This is a genomic window from Streptomyces sp. H39-C1 (genome assembly GCF_027158125.1).
GTDB classification, from domain to species: domain Bacteria; phylum Actinomycetota; class Actinomycetes; order Streptomycetales; family Streptomycetaceae; genus Actinacidiphila; species Actinacidiphila fildesensis.
In genome coordinates, this window is sequence record NZ_JAPVLS010000210.1 from 1 (window position 1) to 3,668 (window position 3,668).

At 73.3% G+C, this 3,668-nt stretch carries 4 protein-coding genes and 1 pseudogene; 2 read left to right on the plus strand and 3 right to left on the minus strand.

What is annotated here, in order from left to right:
• On the plus strand, positions 1 to 578 hold a 578-nt coding region (locus O3W51_RS47530; RefSeq protein ID WP_269290283.1), incomplete at its 5' end, for a methyltransferase domain-containing protein.
• A gap of 34 nt (positions 579 to 612) precedes the next feature.
• Here O3W51_RS47530 and O3W51_RS47535 read toward each other — a convergent pair.
• From O3W51_RS47535 to O3W51_RS47545, 3 genes are all read right to left on the minus strand, one after another.
• Positions 613 to 1,482: an alpha/beta fold hydrolase gene (locus O3W51_RS47535; RefSeq protein ID WP_269290285.1), complete on the minus strand. Its 870-nt coding sequence runs from the start codon at positions 1,480 to 1,482 to the stop codon at positions 613 to 615.
• 78 nt (positions 1,483 to 1,560) lie between these two features.
• Entirely contained in the window at positions 1,561 to 1,980 is a 420-nt protein-coding gene (locus O3W51_RS47540; RefSeq protein ID WP_138359575.1) for a hypothetical protein, read from the minus strand.
• Complete coding sequence (locus tag O3W51_RS47545) at positions 1,977 to 3,290, minus strand: molybdopterin-dependent oxidoreductase (RefSeq protein WP_269290287.1); 1,314 nt, start codon at positions 3,288 to 3,290, stop codon at positions 1,977 to 1,979. Before O3W51_RS47545 ends, O3W51_RS47540 begins: the two co-directional genes overlap by 4 nt.
• A 143-nt stretch (positions 3,291 to 3,433) precedes the next feature.
• Between O3W51_RS47545 and O3W51_RS47550 the strand changes: the two are divergent.
• Positions 3,434 to 3,668: pseudogene (locus O3W51_RS47550) on the plus strand (hypothetical protein); the annotation flags it as partial.

Genomic DNA, 3,668 nt, shown 5'->3' on the forward strand with positions numbered 1-3,668 from the left:
TCCTGCGCAGGGCGGACGGCTGGCTGCTGCCCCTGGACGTGGAGCGGTGGTGCGCGGCGCCGGACGCCGCCGACACCGCGCTGCTGTTCCGGTGCCGGCGCGGCCCGGTGCTCGACATCGGCTGCGGGCCCGGCCGGCTGGTGGCGGCGATCGCGGCCACCGGAGTACCGGCCCTCGGCGTGGACGTCAGCCCGGCGGCCGTGGCCCGCACCCGGGACATCGGGGGAGCGGTGCTGTGCCGGTCGGTCTTCGACCGGCTGCCCGCCGAAGGCCGCTGGGGTACCGCGCTGCTGATCGACGGCAATGTCGGCATCGGTGGCGACGCGCGGGCGCTACTCGCACGGGTGGGCGAACTGGTCGCCCCCGGTGGCCGGTTGCTCGTCGAGGCCGCGGCCTACGACGTCGACGAGCGCTTCACCGTACGGGTGGAGGACGGCCGGGGCCGGTACGGCCGCGACTTCCCCTGGGCCCGGCTGGGCGCGGCCGCGCTGCGATCCGCCGCCGACGGCACGGGCTGGACGACGATCGAGGAGTGGTCCGTGGACGGCCGCCACTTCGCGGAGCTGTGGCGCTGCTGAGCCCCGTGGCCAGGGACCGCGCCCGCGTCGGGGCTCACGCCCACGTACGGTCCAGGAAGTCGGCGATCAGCGGTGCGATCTCCCCGACGCACTCCTCCAGCGCGAAGTGCCCGGTGTCGAAGGAGTGCACCTCGGCGTCCGGCACATCGCGCAGGAACGCGTGCGCTCCGGCCTCCACGAAGATGGCGTCGCGGTTCCCCCACAGCACCAGCGTCGGCGGCTGGTGCTTGCGCAGCCAGGCCTGCCACTGCGGGTACAGCTCGACGTTGCTGCGGTAGTCGTAGGCCAGCTGGAGCTGGATCACATCGCGCCCCGGCAGGTCGAGGAAGTGCTGGTCGAGGAGCCAGCTCTCGGGGGGCACCGTGGACGCGTCGGTCGTGCCGCCCTCGTACTGGCTGCGGGTGAAGGCGGGGGTCAGCATCTGGCGCAGCCGCTCCTCGGATCCCTCGTCCTCGGGACGCTCGGCCACGAAGGCGCGCGCTATCGGGCTGAGCCCCTCCTCGTACGCGTTGCCGTTCTGCACCACGAGCCCCGCGATCCACTCCGGGTGGCGGGCGGCGAGGCGGAAGCCGGCCGGGGAGCCGAAGTCGAAGGCGTAGAGCGTGAAGCGGTGCAGGCCGAGGGCCTCGCAGAAGCCTTCCACGACATCGGCGAGCAGGTCGAAGGTGTAGGTGAGGGAGGCCGGCGCGTCGCTGTGCCCGAAGCCCGGGTAGTCGGGGGCGATCAGGTGGTACCGGCCGCCGAGCGCGTCGATGAGCCGCCGGTACTGGTGCGAGGCGGACGGGAAGCCGTGCAGCAGGAGCAGGGTCGGGGCGTCCGGGTCGCCGGCCTCGCGGTAGAAGACTCGTACGCCGTCCACCTCGACGAACCGGTGTGCCACCCGGGGAAGTTCCAGAGCCGTCATCGCGCGTGCCTCCCGTGTGTGTCGGTGGGACTGTCCCACCGACACACACATGCTAATGCTTGAGAGGTTCTCTATGCATTAGTTTTTGGGAAGAGATCGAAATCGGCGCAGCGCCGCCCATCCGGCTGCCAGCGCGGTGAGCACGGCCACCGCCCCCAGCACGATCAGCGTGTTGCGGGGATAGTCCAGCGGAAGCACCGACGGGTTGGACTTCGCGGTCGGCCGCAGCAGGAACGGCAACGCCACGGCGGTCAGGCACGCGGCGGTGATCAACCCGGCGCGCACCGGCCGCCGGATGTGCGGCGGCAGCCACCGGGACAGCACCGCGCCGACGGCCAGGACCACCGGCGTCAGCACCGCGTCGTGCAGCACGATGGCACCGGCCAGCCAGAACAGCACCTCGACCGGCGCCTTCACCGCACGGTTCGTGAACAGCTGTACGGCGCCCAGCCCCATCGCCGCCACACCCACCGCGCCGAGCGCGATACGCGCCTTCATGCCAGCACCTCCAGCCGGGATACCCACTTCGTCTGCAGCACGCCCGGCCGGTTCGGCGCGATGATCCGGGCCGGGAAGCCGTGGTCGACGGAGAGCGGCGCGCCGTTCAGCGTCAGCGCCAGCAGCGTCAGCGGATCGCGTGCGTACGTGGCGCCCATCTCCATCACCGAGTAGGCGCCGCCCTGTTGCAGGGACACCACCCTGATCCGCGCCCCGCGCGGGGCGCCCGCCCGGTCCAGCAGATCGCGCACCCGCACGCCCTCCCAGTGCGCGCTCTTGCTCCAGCCCTCGACGCAGGCGATCGGCAGCAGCGAGGCGTGCTGCTCGAGGGCGCGCAGTTCGGGCAGCGTCAGCTCGTACGGGTTCGGCCCGGCGACCCGCAGCCGCCAGTCCGCCAGCCGCGCGGCGGTGATCCCGGCCGCGGCCGCGGTCTTGTTGACGGGCAGTCCCTGCGGGCCGTGGTCCGGATGCCGTGGCGCGAGCAGGTCGAAGTCCTTCAGCGGGGTGAAGGACTGCCCGACGGTCGTCAGCGTGACCGCACCGACCGCCGCGCCGACCCCCAGTACGAACGCCCGCCGGTCCGGCCCGTCCGCGGCAGGCAGTTCCACGGTGCCGCCCGAACGCCGCGACCAGTGCGCCGCGATGACGGGTGCCTTCACCGCCAGATGCAGCAGCAGCGCGCCGATCGCGACCCAGGCCAGCGCCCAGTGCACGGGCACGAAGTTCCACGGCCACGGGTACCACTGCAGCGTGTTCAGCAGCCCGGTGAGCAACTGCAGCAGCACCGTCCCGACCAGCACCGCGATCGACAGCCGCTCCAGCGCCTTGCCCACCGACCGGGCCGGCGGCCAGGCGAAGAGCCGCGGGTACACCGTCCACAACTTCGCGAACAGCAGCGGGATCGCCGCGATGCCGGTCGCCACGTGCAGCCCCTGGGTGAGCCGGTAGCCCCACGACGGACGGCTGGGCAGCCGGTCCGCCGCCCAGTCCGGCGGATGCTGCAGATAGTGACTGACGAGGCCGGTCACGAAGCACACCGCGATGGCCGCGCCCAGCGCGCGGCCGACGACCGTGGCCGTCCGCGCGTCGTGCAGCCGCCCGGTGAACGCCCCCTCGCGGAGCGGGCCGCGGCGCAGCCACGCCGGCGGATCGGGGAGCGCGAGCCGCGCGCGGGGAGGAACGGGCGGGCGGCTCGGCGGGGCACCCGGCCCCGGCGGGGTGCTCGGCGCGCTGCCCTGAGAGCTCTTCGGCGGGTCGCTCCGGGGGCTCGGAGGCTTCGGGGGACGCTCCCCGTCTGATGGATTCTGCATGCCTCCATCACACCCCCGACCAGGGCTCCGGCAGGGGAGGCGACTCCTTACGGAATGCGGACGCGCCGCCGAGACCTTACGGATTGCGGACGCGGGGCCCGGCAGGAACCCGCCGGGCGCTTCCACCTGCCACGGTGGACGGTGTGGGAGTCCGCACCGTATGCACCTCAGTCCTCGTCGCCGCGCTGACCGCCGTCGTCGCCGTCACCATCCGCATCGGAGGTTCCGAAGCGCACCCGCGGCACCTTCTCTACTGGTACGCCGCCGCCTGGGTGCTGTTCGCCGCAGCCGTGTGGGCCGTCCGCAAGGTGCCCGTGCGCGCCGCCGTGGTCCTGGTGCTCGCCGGCAGCGCCGCGCTGTCGCTCGCGGCGCTGAGCG